Annotated in this window: 15 protein-coding genes; 7 read left to right on the top strand and 8 right to left on the bottom strand. The window is 63.6% G+C overall.

Going from position 1 to position 14,423, the window contains the following annotated elements; translation table 11 throughout:
- The first annotated feature begins 248 nt into the window (after positions 1–248).
- The gene (locus ACRECX_RS01265) at positions 249–722 is read left to right on the top strand and encodes a methyltransferase family protein (RefSeq protein ID WP_431556990.1); all 474 of its coding nucleotides are present in this window, start codon (positions 249–251) and stop codon (positions 720–722) included.
- A gap of 33 nt (positions 723–755) precedes the next feature.
- Here ACRECX_RS01265 and ACRECX_RS01260 read toward each other — a convergent pair whose 3' ends face one another.
- The 6 genes from ACRECX_RS01260 to phnD all read right to left on the bottom strand — a co-directional run bounded on the left by ACRECX_RS01260 (position 756) and on the right by phnD (position 7,960).
- A complete protein-coding gene (locus tag ACRECX_RS01260; RefSeq protein ID WP_431556989.1) occupies positions 756–2,171 on the bottom strand; it encodes a M10 family metallopeptidase in 1,416 nt (471 codons plus the stop codon).
- Between the two features lie 132 nt (positions 2,172–2,303).
- Positions 2,304–4,343 carry a DNA topoisomerase IV subunit B gene (gene parE, locus ACRECX_RS01255; protein ID WP_431556988.1) on the bottom strand — a complete coding sequence of 680 codons (2,040 nt, stop codon included), beginning with the start codon at positions 4,341–4,343 and terminating at the stop codon, positions 2,304–2,306.
- Between the two features lie 126 nt (positions 4,344–4,469).
- Complete coding sequence (gene phnE, locus ACRECX_RS01250; protein WP_431556987.1) at positions 4,470–5,285, bottom strand: phosphonate ABC transporter, permease protein PhnE; 816 nt, start codon at positions 5,283–5,285, stop codon at positions 4,470–4,472.
- The gene (phnE, locus tag ACRECX_RS01245) at positions 5,285–6,091 is read right to left on the bottom strand and encodes a phosphonate ABC transporter, permease protein PhnE (RefSeq protein WP_431556986.1); all 807 of its coding nucleotides are present in this window, start codon (positions 6,089–6,091) and stop codon (positions 5,285–5,287) included. Before phnE (ACRECX_RS01245) ends, phnE (ACRECX_RS01250) begins: the two co-directional genes overlap by 1 nt.
- Positions 6,088–6,924 (bottom strand): phosphonate ABC transporter ATP-binding protein, encoded by an 837-nt coding sequence (phnC, locus tag ACRECX_RS01240; protein ID WP_431556985.1) that lies wholly within the window; start codon positions 6,922–6,924, stop codon positions 6,088–6,090. Before phnC ends, phnE (ACRECX_RS01245) begins: the two co-directional genes overlap by 4 nt.
- Before the next feature lie 88 nt (positions 6,925–7,012).
- Positions 7,013–7,960 (bottom strand): phosphate/phosphite/phosphonate ABC transporter substrate-binding protein, encoded by a 948-nt coding sequence (phnD, locus tag ACRECX_RS01235; protein ID WP_431556984.1) that lies wholly within the window; start codon positions 7,958–7,960, stop codon positions 7,013–7,015.
- A gap of 97 nt (positions 7,961–8,057) precedes the next feature.
- Between phnD and ACRECX_RS01230 the strand changes: the two genes are divergently transcribed.
- The 6 genes from ACRECX_RS01230 to ACRECX_RS01205 all read left to right on the top strand — a co-directional run bounded on the left by ACRECX_RS01230 (position 8,058) and on the right by ACRECX_RS01205 (position 12,314).
- Positions 8,058–8,612 (top strand): thioredoxin family protein, encoded by a 555-nt coding sequence (locus ACRECX_RS01230; RefSeq protein WP_431556983.1) that lies wholly within the window; start codon positions 8,058–8,060, stop codon positions 8,610–8,612.
- Positions 8,613–8,719: 107 nt separating this feature from the next.
- A complete protein-coding gene (locus ACRECX_RS01225; protein WP_431556982.1) occupies positions 8,720–9,010 on the top strand; it encodes a hypothetical protein in 291 nt (96 codons plus the stop codon).
- Positions 9,011–9,022: 12 nt separating this feature from the next.
- Positions 9,023–9,595, top strand: coding sequence for a DUF547 domain-containing protein (locus tag ACRECX_RS01220; RefSeq protein WP_431557016.1), 573 nt, complete (start codon positions 9,023–9,025; stop codon positions 9,593–9,595).
- Positions 9,596–9,746: 151 nt separating this feature from the next.
- Positions 9,747–11,222 (top strand): glycosyltransferase 87 family protein, encoded by a 1,476-nt coding sequence (locus tag ACRECX_RS01215; RefSeq protein WP_431556981.1) that lies wholly within the window; start codon positions 9,747–9,749, stop codon positions 11,220–11,222.
- A 10-nt stretch (positions 11,223–11,232) separates the two neighbouring features.
- Entirely contained in the window at positions 11,233–11,925 is a 693-nt protein-coding gene (locus ACRECX_RS01210; protein ID WP_431556980.1) for a glycosyltransferase family 2 protein, read from the top strand.
- Positions 11,926–12,011: 86 nt separating this feature from the next.
- Entirely contained in the window at positions 12,012–12,314 is a 303-nt protein-coding gene (locus tag ACRECX_RS01205) for a hypothetical protein (RefSeq protein ID WP_431556979.1), read from the top strand.
- Positions 12,315–12,474: 160 nt separating this feature from the next.
- On the opposite strand, the gene glnA is transcribed toward ACRECX_RS01205, so the two are convergent.
- Entirely contained in the window at positions 12,475–13,884 is a 1,410-nt protein-coding gene (gene glnA / locus ACRECX_RS01200; protein ID WP_431556978.1) for a type I glutamate--ammonia ligase, read from the bottom strand.
- 97 nt (positions 13,885–13,981) lie between these two features.
- The gene (locus ACRECX_RS01195) at positions 13,982–14,320 is read right to left on the bottom strand and encodes a P-II family nitrogen regulator (protein WP_431556977.1); all 339 of its coding nucleotides are present in this window, start codon (positions 14,318–14,320) and stop codon (positions 13,982–13,984) included.
- Positions 14,321–14,423 lie beyond the last annotated feature (103 nt).

Below are 14,423 nucleotides of genomic sequence, written 5' to 3'. Positions count from 1 at the left end.
GGGATATGACCGTGGAATGCTTGCCCCTCAAATAGGCGGCGTGGCGCATTGGCGCAAGGGGCAAAAGTACGCAGAAGAAGGGTAAACCGTCCGGAAACCGTGGCTTTCGCCAAGCGGGCGGCAGGGCTGGAGCCTAAAGTCGAGGATTTTGCGCCCTGGTCGCGGGCCGTTTTCCCAAAAGGAATGCCGGTTGACGCGGCGGCGGAAGACGGGCAGGGGGGTGCTCCTCGAAGAGGGTTAAAGCGTCGATGAGCACGCCCGACTACGCCGAGGTGGCGATAAAGCCGCCGCTCCTGTTTCTTGCCGCGCTCGGGCTCGGTTGCCTCTTGACCCTGTTCGCGCCGATCGGGCCCGGCCTGGCCCAGCCCAACGGCCTCGGGCTTGCTGTCGGTTTCGTGTTCATCGCATTGGGCTTGGTCCTAGGCGTCCTCTCGGTGCGGGCCTTCCACAGGGCGGGGACCAAAGTCGTGCCCGGACAGCCGGCGACCGCCCTGGTGACCTCCGGCCCGTATCGGGTGACCCGCAACCCGATCTATATCGGCCTCGCGCTCGTTTACTTCGGTCTCTCGCTCGTGCTGACGAGCCTCTGGGTGCTCCTGCTGCTGATACCGGCATTAATGATCTTGCAGCGGGGCGTGGTGTTGCCCGAGGAGGCCTATCTCGAACGGAAATTCGGCGACGACTACCGCCGGTACAAGGCGCTTGTGCCGCGCTGGTTGTGACGTCGCTCTGGAGCGGCGCTCCGCAAATGGCGCTCAGAGAATAAAGTCGCCACCGCCGATCTTCCCTACGTTCACCAGAATGGCGAAGTCGGCTTTGCCGTCGCCGTTGACGTCGCCCTCGACCAGCACCTTCTTGCCGAGATCCTCGTAGCGGAGTTCGCCCTTTTTGTCGTTGAAGTCCTGCTTCCCGATCCACTTGAACGCCTTATTGCCGGGCATGCCGGTTTTCGCGTCGATCGACTCTAGGTCGATTTGGTCCTCGCCGCGCCCGAAATTGCCGATGTGGTCGCGTTTGTTGGGCCTGCTATGCGACAGCGACGTGAAAACAAACACGTCTTCGCCCCCGCCGCCGGAGAGTTTGTCTCCGCCGGGCCCGCCGACCAGAGCATCGTCGCCACCGCGGCCGATCAGCTTGTCATTACCCCCGGCGCCCTTGAGCGTGTTGTCCGCGCCGTTGCCGCTGATCCAGTCAGCGCCGGCTCCGCCTTTCGCGTTCTCGATAACGACGCCGTTGGCGATGGTGAAGGCGTTCCAATGATCGAGGTGCGTGCTCGGGGCGCCAGGGGCGTAGGACACGAACCCGCCGCCGCCAGGGGCATTTTCCAGCGTCGCCGCGCGGAGGTCGATCGCCGCGGAGAACTTGCCGCCATAGACGATGGCGTCGGTCCCGCCCGCGTCCCAAATGGCGACCAGCGCGTCTTCATCTCCGTTCGTGTGGCGGAGCACGTAGGTGTCGTTGCCGGTGCGATGGCTGTCATTGGCACCGTACAGCGCCTGGATTGCCGCGATGTCGAACGCCATCGGGCCTGCCGACCAGCCATAGTTTGCGCTCGACGAGGACCCGAGTCCGGTCCACCCGTCGTTGTAGGACATCACCGTGAAGATGCCCTGATTCAGATTGTTGTCGCCAAGATCGGAGGGCGTGTTGGGAGCGACGCCGGGGAAGCGGGTCGAACCGCCACCCGTGTCGTGGGGATGCGACAGGCCGAGCGCATGACCGAGCTCATGGACGATAATGGAAAAGGCGAAGCCGCCTTCCTGCAGGCCGGAAACGGTCCATCCAGGACCCGCCGTGTTGTAGGCGCCCGCCGCTATTCCATCCGACAGAAACACCGGGTCTGGGGTTTCGTGTATCCCAAGAATGGAGGTGAGGTTGTTGTGGAACACAAACTCCACGAAGTTGGCGTCGTCAAACGACGCCACTTCCGTGAAGGTGATGTTGGCGACGTTCGCCCAACTCTGTAAGGCCCGTTCATAGGCATCCATTTGATAACGCTGCCAAGCCGTCGACATGCCCAAGGACGAGTTGAGAAATACGTCGTCTGGACCGAAGGAATAGGTGATGTTGGTCCCGGGTGTGGCGCCGTCGTCCCACCGCCAGCCGCCCCACTGAAGCGCCTTCACGAAGACGTTGCTCGACGTCTGAACTTGGATCGCCGTCGACGCCACTGCCGCTCTCTCCCCGATTCCTCTTGATTATAGGCTTCGGCGGACACTAGGGCGACCGCCGTTAGCGAACGGCTCGGCTCCTCGCTAAAATGCTGTGAGATTTTTAGCGGTCTACTGGAGCGGCACGGAAGGTCAAATATCAAGCTCTTCTGGCTCGGCGAACGCAGCACGCTCCTGGATGAAGCGGAAGCGCGCCTCCGGCTTGTTGCCCATGAGCTGATCGACGAGCTTGCCCGTAGCGCCGCGGTCCTCGGCGATCTCGACCTGAAGCAGGGTGCGCACAGACCGATCCATGGTCGTCTCTTTGAGCTGCTTGGGAAGCATCTCTCCCAGGCCCTTGAAACGGGAGATGTCGATCTTGCCCCTGCCGTTGAACTCCTTCCTCATCAGCTCGTCCTTGTGCGCGTCGTCGCGGGCGTAGAGTGTCTTGGCGCCCTGGCTCAGGCGATAGAGGGGCGGCACGGCGAGATAGAGATGCCCGCCTTCGATCAGCCCGCGCATCTCGCGGTAGAAGAAGGTGATCAGCAGCGAGGCGATATGCATGCCGTCCACGTCGGCGTCGGTCATGATCACCACCTTCTCGTAGCGCAAGTCCTCCTCGCGGTAGCGCGTGCCGGTACCACAGCCGAGAGCTTGGATGAGGTCGCTCAAGAGCTGATTGTCGGCGAGCTTCGACGAACTGGCGCTCGCCACGTTGAGGATCTTGCCGCGCAACGGGAGCACGGCTTGCGTGGCGCGGTCGCGCGCCTGTTTGGCCGAACCTCCCGCGGAATCGCCCTCGACGATGAAGATCTCGGTGCCTTGCGCACCGCTCGCCGAGCAGTCGGCGAGCTTGCCGGGAAGGCGCAGGCGCCGGGTCGCCGTCTGCCTGCCGATCTCTTTCTCTTTGCGGCGGCGCAAGCGCTCCTCTGAGCGGTCGACCACCCAATCGAGCAGGCGGTTGGCCTGGTTGGGATTGCCGGTCAGCCAATGGTCGAAGGCGTCGCGGATCGCGCTTTCGACGATGCGCGCGGCCTCTTGAGTCGCCAGCCGGTCCTTGGTCTGGCCTTGGAACTCGGGCTCGCGGATGAACACCGAAAGCATGGCCGCCGCCGTGCCGAGCACATCGTCGGCCGTCACCTGCGCCACCCGCTTGTTGCCGGTGAGCTCGCCATAGGCGCGCAAGCCCTTGGTCAGCGCCGCGCGCAATCCCGCCTCATGGGTGCCGCCGTCAGGCGTCGGCACCGTGTTGCAGTACGAGCTCAAAAAGCCGTCGGCGCTCGCCACCCAGGCGATCGCCCACTCGACCGAGCCGTGGCCGTTGGTCTTCTCGATGCGGCCGTGGAACGTGTCGTTGGTGACGGTCGTCTGTCCTTCGATGCGGCGGGCGAGAAAATCCTGCAAGCCGCCGGGGAAGTGGAACTCCGCCGTCTCCGGCGTCTCAGCGTCGCCCGCGAGCAGCGCCTTGGCGCACGACCAGCGGATCAAGACGCCGCGGAACAGATACGCCTTCGAACGCGCCATGCGAAACAGGCGGTTCGGGCTGAAGGCGGCACCCTTGCCGAAGATCTTGGGATCTGGCCTGAACCTTACACTTGTGCCGCGCCGATTCTTGATCGGCCCGAGAGTCTTGACCGGGGCGTCCGGATGCCCGCGGGTATAGCTCTGCCTGTAGAGCTTCTGGCCGCGCGCCACCTCGACCTCCATGTGCTCGGAGAGCGCGTTGGCCACCGACACGCCGACGCCGTGCAGCCCGCCGCTCGTGGCGTAGACCTTGGAGTTGAACTTTCCGCCGGCGTGCAGAGTGGTCATGATGACTTCGAGCGCCGACTTTTTCTTGAACTTGGGATGCGGATCGACGGGAATGCCGCGGCCGTTGTCGGTCACGGTGACGAAGCCATCCTTGTCGACATCCACCTCGATGCGGTTCGCGTGGCCTTCGACCGCCTCGTCCATGGCGTTGTCCAGCACCTCGGCGAACAAGTGGTGCATCGCCTTCTCGTCGGTGCCGCCGATATACATGCCAGGACGCCGGCGTACCGGCTCCAAGCCCTCCAGGACTTCGATGTCGGCGGCGGTATAGGCATCGTCCGAGGTGCCGCGGCCGCCCTTTCGTGCGGGGGCCGCCGGCTTCTTCTTCGGCTTGCGGTCGAGGTCGGCGAACAGATCGCGCGACGAAGCGGGTTTGCGCATGGCCTTGCGGGCAAACTCCCAAAGCCGAGTCGCGCGTCTGCGCGCCTCAGGACAGAATCAACACGTTAAAGGAACTCGCCGTTAGCTCGCACGCGTTCGCGGCTTTTTCAAGAGCCCCCGCGCGCCTCAAATGATCGCGGCCCGGACCTTGGCCGAAACCCATTCCGAGAGAACGACGGTGACGAGGATGACGATGAAGATGACGGTGACCTCCGCCCAGGCGAGGCGCGCGAGCGGCGACTGGAGCTGAAGGCCGATACCGCCGGCGCCGACCAGGCCGAGGATCGTCGATTCGCGGATATTGATGTCCCAGCGGAATACCGAGATGCCGGCGAAGGCCGGCAGGATCTGCGGCACCACCGCATAGTCCATCACCTGGAGCGGCGAGGCGCCGGTGGCGCTCACCGCCTCAACCTCTCCCTCGTCGATTTCCTCGATCGCCTCATACAGCAGCTTGCCAATGAAGCCGATGGAGCGGAGCGCGATGGCGATGATCCCGGCCAGGATGCCTGGCCCGATGATGGCGACGAGCAGGAGCGCCCAGATCAGGGAATTGATCGACCGCGACGAGACGATCACGAGGAGCGCGAGAGGCCGCACTAAGAGCGTGCTCGGCGTCGTGTTGCGCGCGGCGAGAAACGCGACCGGTGTCGCCAGGATAATGCCGAGCAAGGTGCCGAGCGTCGCGATGTTGATCGTATCCCACATCGGCCGCCACAGACGGTCGAGATAGGACCAGCGCGGCGGCCATGCCCGCGAGAGGAGATCGGCCGCCTGCCGCGGCGCGTCCTCGACGAACACCCACATCGTGTTCTTGTTCATTACCTGCCAGCAGAGAACGAACAGCACGGCGAGCGCGAGCCAGCCGGCCCACATGGCCCATTGTGCGAGCGGCGTGCGCCGTTGCCAAACGAGGCGGTCGGGCGCGGTTATCACCGGCATCACTGCACCCATTTCCGCAAATAGCTGGACACATATTCGGCCAGCAGCACGACGACGATGATCATGATGAGGATGGCGCCGGCGGTGCTGTATTCGTAGCGCTGCATGGCCGTGTTCAAGGTGGCGCCGATGCCGCCCGCGCCGACAATTCCGATCACCGCGCTCTCGCGGAAATTGATGTCGAGGCGGTAGAGCGACAGGCCGATCAGGCGGGGCGTGATTTGCGGCTGAATGCCGTAATTGATGACCTGCCACCAGCTCGCGCCGGTCGCGCGTACGGCTTCCGCCTGCGCCTCGTCGATGTCTTCGATGTCTTCGGCCAAGAGCTTGGCCATGAAGCCGATGGTGCCGAAGGTGAGGGTGAGAAAGCCGGCGAACGGTCCGAAACCGAACATCGCCACGAACAGGATGGCGACGATGATTTCTTGGAAGGAGCGCGACACGGTGATGATGGCCCGGCATAGAGCGTAGACGGGAAGGGGGGCGATGTTGCGCGCGGCGCCCAGCCCGATCGGGACCGAGATCAGACAGCCGGCGATGGTCGAGGTCACCGTCATGGTGATGCTCTCCTCCATGCCGCGCCAAATATCGCGCGACCGGCTGAAGAAGTCCGGCACCAGGAACCCCTCGACGAAGCGCCAGCCTTGGCTGAGCCCCTCCGCGACGCGCTGCCAATTGACCTCGACGGTTGCTAGCGCCGCCGTGAGATAGATCAGCGCGCCGAGATAGAGCGTCCAGCGCAGCCAGGGATTGCGGATGAGCGGCGGCCGCCGCCATGCGCGCGCCCCGGTCAGCGAGGCGCTCATGCGAGGCCGGCCATGCGTTCCTCGGGCGGCGGTTCCAGGGCGTGGGCCATAGCGCGCTCATCCCCGTCGTCGTCGCCCTGATGAATCTGCGTCCAGTCCTCTTCGCCGTAAATCTCGGTGAGGGTCGCCGTGTTGAGCATCGCCGGCGCGCCGTCGAACACGATCTCGCCTGCACGCAGACCGATGATGCGGTCGACGAACATCTTGGCGAGCAACACGTCGTGCATGCTGATGATCGCCGGCAGAGAGCGCTCGCGGCAAACCTCGCAGATGAGCCGCATGATCTGCCGCGCGGTCTTCGGATCGAGCGACGCGGTCGGCTCGTCGATCAGGAGTAGCTCCGGGTCCTGCTCCAGCGCCCGGGCGATGCCGACCCGCTGCCGCTGGCCGCCGGAGAGCGCGCTCGCACGCTTGTCGGCCTGCTCGGTGAGCCCGACCCGGGCAAGCAGCGCGAACGCCTTGTCAATGGCGCCTTGCGGAAACCGCCGGAAATACGATCGCCAGAACGGCACATATCCCAGTCGTCCCGAAAGCACGTTCTCCATCACCGTCAGGCGCTCGACCAGCGCGTATTCCTGAAAGATCATGCCCATGTGCCGGCGCGCGCGTCTGAGCGCACCGCGCCCGAGATGCGTGACGTCGCAATCGTTGAGGAGCACGCGTCCGCTTGTGGGCTCGACCAGCCGGTTGATGCAGCGAATGAGCGTCGACTTGCCGGCGCCCGACGGGCCGATCAATCCGACCACCTGACCTGCCGGCATGTCGAACGAGACGCCGGAAAGCGCCTTGTCGCCGGTTCGGTATTGCTTGGTCAGAGACTCAACGCGCAGCATCGCACTCATCCCAGCCCTGGGCCCAGCGCATCGTAGGGGAAAGGTGGTGGCCCGCAAACTGCCGAGTGTCCGGGCCTAAGGTACTCTGTCAATTGCAGGAATAGACGACCCCGCTTGCCTCGTCGATCTGGCGGATGACGGCCCAGTGATCCTTGAAGCTGATCGGTATGAACTGCGCTTCGCCCGACTTGCTGAATTCCTCCTCGAGCTTGGTGCCTTTCCAATCGAACGAGAAGAACACGTCCTTGATCTTGTCCTGAAGCTCAGGCGTGAGATTGTGGGCGACACCGAAGCCGGTCGTCGGGAATGTCTGCGATGTGTAGAGAGTCTTGAACTGGTCCGCTTTGACCACGCCGCGGTCGATCATGCGGGCCTTGATGGAGTTGGCGACGGCCGCCGCGTCGTAGTCCTTGTGGGCGACGCCGAGCACCGAATTGTCGTGCGCTCCCGAAAAAGTCGGCTCGTAGTCACGCTCCGGCTCGAGGCCGAGCTCGGACTTCAGCAACGTCGACGGCGCCTTGTAGCCGGAGTTCGACGTCTCCGCCGTGAAAGCCACCGTGCGGCCCTTCAAATCCGCGAGTTTCTCGATGCCCGAACCTGGATAGGTGATGATCTCCATCTCATAGCCGTAGGAGCCGTCCGCGGCGGCCATCATGGCGAACGGCCGGAAGCCGGCGCAGGCCACCGCGAGCGGGTTAGACCCGGTGTTGAACCCGGCGATGTGCAGCCGGCCGGCGCGCATCGCCTCGATCTGCGCGGCGTTCGATTGCACAGGAAAGAATTGCACCCGCTTGCCGGTTGCCTCCGCCAAGGCGTCGATGAATTCCTGCCAGACCTCGGCGTAGACCGCCGGATCCTCAACAGGGGTGTAAGCGAAGATCATTGTCGCTGGATCGGCCTGCTGGGCCTTGTCTGCCGGGATGTCGGCGACCATGTCGTCATCCGCGTCTTGATAGCGGCTGTCGAGCTGGAACGCGCCATAAGCCGGGACGGTCGCGATCACGGCGACGGCCAGTGCTACAAGAAATCGCCTCATGCCCTTGTCTTGCCCCGTTCCGTCCAACTTGATAGGCCCACGAACGAGCATAGGTAATAGAGAGGCGCCGTGACAGATTTGCGAATAGGAAGGGGCCATGGCTGAGCATACGCCCGTCTGCGATTTTGGCTGGAAAGCGCCGCCTTTCGCGCTCCCCGGCGTCGACGGCAAGACCTATAGCCTCGAACGGCTCCGCGGCCCGAACGGCACCTTGGTCATGTTCATCTGCAACCACTGCCCATACGTGAAGGCGGTGGTCGGCCGCATCGTGCGCGACGTGAACGACTTGAAGCCGCTCGGCATCAACGCCGTCGCAATCTCGTCCAACGATGCGGAACACTACCCCGAGGACTCATTCGACAATATGAAGCGCTTCGCCGCCGCGCACGGCTTCACCTTTCCCTATCTCTTCGACGAGTCCCAGGAGGTCGCGCGGGCCTACGACGCCGTGTGCACGCCCGACTTCTTCGGCTTCAACCGCGACCTCGAACTGCAATATCGCGGCAGGCTCGACGAGAGCCGCAAAGAGACGGCGCCTCCAGGCGTCCGCCGCGACCTGTTCGAGGCGATGAAGGAGATCGCGGAGACCGGCCAAGGGCCGCGCGAGCAGATCCCCTCCATCGGCTGCTCCATCAAATGGAAGGCCGCCTAGCCGCCGTCTCCCGGGTCCTTGGCAATACCGCCGTCGAGGTCGGTGCGTCACGGCTTGGTGATTTGATTGTGTTCGCCGGCGCCGCCTAGGGTTTGGCGGAGGCCATCATGCCCGCTCGCCAAGCCCACAGACGCGCTGGAGACGCGTGTGCCGCCGCTAACCTTGCCGGCATCGTCGCGCTTTTCCTGTTCGCCGTCACTCTTCCGTCGGCAGCCTCTGCGGACCAAGCTCAAGACCTGTTCAGCACGTCGGCGAAGGCATCGACCGAGACCGTCGATCACGACGCCTGGAACCGAATTCTCAAGACCTACGTGAAGCCGGGCTCCGACGGGCTCAACCGCGTCGACTATACGGCTCTCAATCAGGACGGCTTGCAACCGCTGCGCGCGTATATTTAGGGCCTCGAGCAGATCGATCCGGGCATACTCGACCGCAACGAGCAGTTCGCGCTTCTCGCCAATCTCTACAATGCCAAGACCTTGGAGATCGTGGCGTCACGTTACCCGGTCAAATCCATCAAGGACATTTCGCTTGGCGGGGGCCTCCTCGCCACGCTGGGCGGCGGACCGTGGAAAGCAAAGGTGGTCAAGATCAAAGGCGTGGAGCTCAGCCTCGACGACATCGAGCACGGCATCCTGCGGCCGATCTTCAAGGACCCGCGCATCCATTATGCCGTCAACTGCGCCTCAATCGGGTGCCCCAATCTCCGCACCGAGGCGTTCACCGGCGACAAGTTGAACGAGCAGCTCGAGTCGGCCGCCACGGATTACGTCAACAGCAGGCGCGGCGCTCGGTTCGACAATGGCGGCCCCGTCGTTTCCTCCATCTATGATTGGTACCAAGAGGATTTCGGCGGCACCGAAGAGGGCGTCTTGGCGCATTTGCGCCGCTACGCGGCGCCCCCGCTAAAGCAGAAGCTCGCTGGCGTGACAACCGTCGAGGGCTACGAATACGACTGGGGACTTAATGACGTAATCCAATGACTTCGACAGAGTCGCCAAAGGAGGAGGACGCAATGGCCAGACTCGTTCTTTCGCTGGTTGCGATTGTCGCGCTGCTTGGAGTTGGCTTTGAGGCTTCGGCCGGATCGAAGAAGTGCCCGAAGGGCTATTACTATGACGCATCCACCGGGAAGTGCGTAATGAGACGCGGCTCGGGGTGATCGAGACGGGCGCCGCAAGGGGTGCTTCAACGGCGACGTTGAGTCCGGCGGCGGCCAGGTGGGTGATCGGCGGCCTCCTCGTCACCGGCTTCGGCGTCGTCTTGGCGCTGCTCTCTCCCCGTTTCGGCTACGCCTACGAGGTCGGCGACATGCCGGTCGTCTGGCTTACCGCCGGGCTGGTTCTTGCGGGCCTTGCATATGCTCTCTGTTTGCCGCGGCTCATCGCGGACAGCGCGCAATGCGATCCCCGCCAGTCCCAGGCCATCCTGGTCTGCATCGTCGCCGCCGGCCTCGCAGCGCGACTCGTTCTCTTCGCCAGCGAGCCGATGCTGGAGGACGACTACCAGCGCTATCTCTGGGATGGCGCGGTGACGGCGAGTGGCAAGAATCCTTACGCGATGTCGCCGAGGGACGCCCGTGCGGCCGATGACGCCGAACTGAGCCAGCTCGCGGGCGAAGCGGGGCCAGTGCTGGGCCGTATCAACCACCCAGATCTCAAGTCCGTTTACCCGCCTGTCGCCCAAGCCGCCTTCGCCCTGGCCTACAATCTCAAGCCGTGGAGCCTCTCGGTCTGGCGCGCGATCCTTCTCCTCTTCGACCTCGCCACGCTCGGCATGATCGTGCTGCTGCTCCGGGAGGTGGGCCGCTCGCCGCTATGGTCCGCGCTTTATTGGTGGAATCCGGTGGTCATCAAGGAGCTGTTCAATTCGGCCCATATGGAAGCGATCGTGCTCCCCTTCGTGCTCGCGGCGCTTTGGCTAGCGCTACGAAGCCGCCCCGTTGCTGCCGCGCTATCACTCGCCGTCGCGGTTGGCGCGAAGATTTGGCCGGCCCTTCTGTTGCCTCTCGTCCTACGCCAGCTCGGTTTCGATCCCCGCAGGCTTCTGGCTCCGGTCGGTGCATTCGTGGCCGTCATTGCCCTGTGGGTCATGCCTGTCTGGCTCGGGGGAATGAGCGAGCAGTCGGGCTTTGTCGCCTATCTCTCATCGTGGCAGACCAATAGTGCGCTGTTCCCGGCACTGGAGCGCGCCGTCTCGGCGGTCCTTGGCGTGACGATGGTCTCGTCCGACATGGCCGGCCCTCTCTCGCGCGGCATGATCGCGCTCGGCCTTGTGGCGGCTGCGCTTCTGGCGAGCCGAAAGCCGATCGAGAGCCCCGACGATCTGATGGGTAGGGCGAGCCTCGTGGTCGGCGCTCTCGTGCTGCTGTCGCCGGCGCAGTTCCCCTGGTACACGATCTGGTTCGCCCCGTTCCTCGCCTTTCGGCCGTGGATCGGGTTCCTGCTTCTGACCGCGACCGTTCCGCTCTATTATCTCGACTTCTATTTCTTGAGCCGGGACCGCCCCGAGATTTTCGACGACGTGGTCGTGTGGATTATTTGGGTGCCCGTCTGGACCGCGCTCGCGTTCGAGACCCTACGCAAGATTAGACCTCCAATGCCTGCCTAGAGATCCGCCGGTGTACAAGGGCGCGCGCATCGGGGTTGTCATTCCGGCTCTCGACGAGGAGCGCGCCATCGGCCGCGTCATCGCCGACATCCCCGAATGGGTCGACCAAGTCATCGTGGCCGACAACGGTTCCAGCGACCGCACGGCTGAGATTGCCGAGCGTGCCGGTGCCCGGATCGTGCGCGAGCACGAACGCGGCTATGGCGCGGCGTGTCAGGCCGGCATAGGCGTGCTAGATGCTGCCGATATCGTCGTGTTTCTGGACGGCGACTATAGCGATTGTCCGGCCGAGATGGCCGCTCTCGTCGAACCCATCGCCGAGCGCCGGGCGGACTTCGTTGTTGGCTCGCGGGTCGCCGGCAAGGCCCAGCGCGGCGCGCTGACGCCACAGCAGCGCTTCGGCAATTGGCTTGCCTGTCTTCTGATGCGGCGCCTCTGGGGCGTCGCCTACAGCGATCTTGGGCCCTTTCGCGCAATTCGGCGCGACAGTCTCGATGGGCTTAAGATGGTCGACCGCAAGTACGGGTGGACCGTCGAGATGCAGGTCAAGGCGGCGAAGGCGGGGCTCAAATGCCTTGAGGTGCCCGTGAGCTATCGGCCGCGCATCGGAACCTCGAAGATTTCCGGCACGCTGCGTGGTTCATTCAAGGCCGCAATTGGCATCCTGGGGGTGATCGCCCGCTCGGCCCTGAACACGGATTAACTCGCGCTTAAGCCTACCCCTTTCCCGTTTCTTTACGGCCGCTTCCTAAAATTCCTCTCAAATGCGAGGAGGTCTTTGGGGGCAGCATGCTGATGCGGTACATCATGCTGATGGGCGCGGCGGCCGCGGCGCTGTGGGGCGCCGTCAATCTCGGCGCGGGCAACGCCGGGATGTACTTGGTCGACGCCGGCCATACGAGTTCCATCGGGCAGGGCAATCTCTGGCTGTGGGCGCTCGGCGGCGTTGCCGCACTCATGACCCTGTCGCTCCTGCGCTTTGTGATTTTCGGCTTGCCGTCGATGATGGATGGCTGGTTCCAGCAGAACAAGTCCTGGCTCTACACGGTCATCATCGGCGGGATGATCTACGGAGCGTTCTATTTGATGTAGTCGCGCGCGAGTAGTTGGGGGAGCCTGGCAACAGCCTTGGTGGTCCGTGTCCGACGGGGGAACACGGGGGGAAGCCGAAGGTTTGCAGGCCGGGCGAAAGAGGGGCGGTCGCATATCCTGCGGCCGCCCCGTCTTTTTCGGTTATCGCGTGCTGCTCGCGCTACACGCTGTAATACATGTCGAACTCGATCGGGTGGGGCATCATATCGTAGCGCTCCACCTCTTCCATCTTCAGTTCGAGATAAGAGTCGATCGCGTCGTCGGTGAATACATTGCCCTTCTTGAGGAAGGCACGGTCGGCGTCGAGCGACTCGCACGCCTCGCGCAGCGAACCGCACACGGTCGGCACTTTCTCCAGTTCCTCCGGCGGCAGATCGTAGAGGTTCTTGTCGATCGGGTCGCCCGGGTTGAGCTTGTTCTCGATGCCGTCGAGGCCGGCCATGAGCATCGCCGCGAAGGCGAGATAGGGATTGGCGGCGGGATCCGGGAAGCGCACCTCGACGCGCTTCGCCTTTGGCCCGGCGCCGAGCGGGATGCGGCACGAGGCCGAGCGGTTGCGCGAGGAGTAGGCGAGCAGCACCGGCGCCTCGTAGCCCGGCACCAGCCGCTTATAGGAGTTGGTGCTCGGGTTGGTGAAGGCGTTGAGCGCCTTGGCGTGCTTGAGGATGCCGGCGATGTAGTGCAGCGCCGTGTCCGACAGGTCGGCATATTTGTCGCCGGCGAATACGGGCGTGTTGCCCTTCCAGATCGACTGATGGGTATGCATGCCTGAGCCGTTGTCGCCGAAAATCGGCTTCGGCATGAAGCAGGCGGTCTTGCCGTAGACCTGCGCCACGTTGTGGATCACGTATTTGTAGATTTGCATGGCGTCGCCGGTCTTGACGATCGGACCGAATTTGATGCCGAGCTCGTGCTGGGCGGCGCCCACCTCGTGGTGATGCTTCTCGGTAACGACCCCCATGTCGGCCATGACCGACAGCATCTCGGACCGCAGGTCCTGCGCCGAGTCGACCGGCGGCACCGGGAAGTAGCCGCCCTTGGTGCGCGGGCGGTGTCCCAGGTTCCCCATCTCGTACTCGGTATCCATGTTGGACGGCAGCTCCATCGAGTCGATCCTGTAGCCGCAATTGTAAGGCTCGGTGGCGAAGCGCACGTCGTCGAACACGAAGAACTCGGCCTCGGGACCAAACACGGCCACGTCGCCCACGCCGGTCTGCTGCATATAGGCTTGCGCCTTGCCGGCGATCGAGCGCGGGTCGCGCTCGTAGGGCTCATTGGTCAACGGCTCGAGCACGTCACAGAACACGGCGAGCGTGCTCTGGGCGAAGAACGGATCGATCACGGCTGAGTCGGGATCCGGCATCAGCTTCATGTCCGACTCGTTGATGACCTTCCAGCCCGCGATTGACGAACCGTCGAACATGATGCCTTCGGCGAAGGCTTCCTCGTCCATCACCTTGGAGTCCATCGTGACGTGCTGCATCTTGCCCCGCGGATCGGTGAAGCGCAGGTCGACGAACTTGATTTCCTCGTCCTTGATTTTCTTCGCGATGCTCTTTGCGTCTGCCATTTTACTCCCCTGTCATGCATGTTTGAACCGCCCGTCCACGTCCGGCGGCGGAAAGGTTGCTGTTGTTGGTCTCCAGATTTTTGCCCGGCACTACTTCTCAGATGGCATCGTTCCCCGTCTCGCCCGTACGAATGCGCACGGCTTCTTCCACATTCGACACGAAGATCTTGCCGTCCCCGATGCGGCCGGTCTTGGCCGAGGCGATAATGGCGTCGATCGCCTTTTCCACCATGCTGTCGCCGAGCACGAGCTCTAGCTTCACCTTGGGCAGAAAGTCGACGACATATTCGGCGCCGCGATAGAGTTCGGTGTGCCCTTTCTGGCGCCCGAAGCCCTTGGCCTCCGTCACCGTAATACCCTGGAGCCCGATCTCCTGCAGCGCCTCCTTCACCTCATCGAGTTTGAAGGGCTTGATGATCGCTTCGATCTTTTTCATTCTTCGATTACACCTCCCTAGCGCGGCGCAAAACAGGGGCTACCGCGCACTCTCGCCGCTCCATGAACCTACTATGCGCCAGCCAAAGCACGCCCTATGCCAA

The sequence above is a fragment of the Methyloceanibacter sp. genome (genome assembly GCF_050726195.1).
Classification (GTDB): Bacteria; Pseudomonadota; Alphaproteobacteria; order Rhizobiales; family Methyloligellaceae; genus Methyloceanibacter.
This window is presented reverse-complemented; position numbering and strand designations above follow the sequence as displayed.